The 1,329-nt window shown below is 39.1% G+C and carries 1 protein-coding gene; it reads left to right on the top strand.

Annotated elements, in window-relative coordinates; genetic code table 11:
* Positions 1–1,329: DUF6531 domain-containing protein (locus ACG9ZL_RS20955; RefSeq protein ID WP_419361822.1), on the top strand; the 1,329-nt coding region annotated here is incomplete at both ends.

The following is a 1,329-nucleotide window of genomic DNA, read 5'->3' as shown; positions in this document are numbered from 1 at the left end:
CCTTACAACCTGATGCCTTAAATGATCCGATTTGCGCAACATTGGCTGACGATCAAAGTTCTAAAACGGATAAAAGTATTAGCTATGCGATTGGTGCGGAGCGGGTTAATCATTCAGACTTTTACTTGCCTAAAGTTGGTTTTGCCTTTAGTCGTCAATATAACTCTCAAATGAATGAGTTTGATCACAGTATGATCGGCGCACGTTGGATGATGCCATTTTCCAATGTGATCATACAAAACCAAAATGGGTATTTATTTATTGACAGCAATGGACGCAAACACCAACTGCCTGCTTCGATCGTCTATGAAAAATATCAGGTACCCTTTGAAGGCTTTAGTGTCGCACCACATGACGATGGGGATTTATTGCTGAATTTTGGTTCAGACTGGAATTTCCATTTTCATAGTTTTAATGCTGGAAAACATTATCACCTCGTTCAACAATTTAATGATCAGACTGATGAAAAAGTAGTACTGACCTATTTATTGTTTGAACAATTTGCCTATTTACAGGCGATTGATTTTCAATTGAAGCGCGCTAAACATTTAGTTAAATTTGCTTTTAATGAACAAGCCAAAGTGATTGCCGCATTTGTCGATGAACAAACAGAAGCATTGGCACGTTATGAATACGATCAACAAGGCAATCTGATCAAAGCCATTGATCAAAATGGACATACACGCAGTTATGAGTATAACCATGCCCATCAATTGACCCGTTATACAGATCGTACTGGACGTGGGCAAAATATTCGATATGAATCTACTGCACCCAAGGCCAAAGCGATTGAGGAGTGGGCAGATGATGGCAGTTTTAAAACCCGTTTAGAATGGCATCCACGTTTGCGTCAAGTGGCAGTCTATGACGCTTATGATGTTCCGACCTATTATTATTTTGATTTAGATGGCTTTACCTATCGTACTCGTTTAGCCGATGGTCGTGAAAAGTGGATATCTCGAGATAGTCAAAAACGGATTACGCGTCAAATTGATTTTGCAGGCTTAGAAACGGAACAAGCTTATAATGAACTAGGTCAATTGGTGAAAATTGTACAGCCAAATGGTGGCATTATCCTGTTTGCCTATGATGAAAATGGTAATCTGACTGAAACTAAGGACCCAGAAGGCAATATCTGGAAAAAACAATATGATGCTGATGGCAATGTCAGCAAAGACATTAATCCTTTAGGGCATATCACCCAGTATAAATATAATAATGACAACCAATTGGTTGAAGTAGTTGATGCCAAAGGCGGCTCAAAGAAAATTCAATATAATGATCTTGGGCAGATGGTGTCGTATACCGATTGTTCAGGGAAAAGTAGTG

This window comes from Acinetobacter legionensis, from assembly GCF_048551735.1.
Lineage (GTDB): Bacteria > Pseudomonadota > Gammaproteobacteria > Pseudomonadales > Moraxellaceae > Acinetobacter.
The sequence above is the reverse complement of the archived record's forward strand: the minus strand, read 5'-3'. Positions and strand labels throughout refer to the sequence as shown.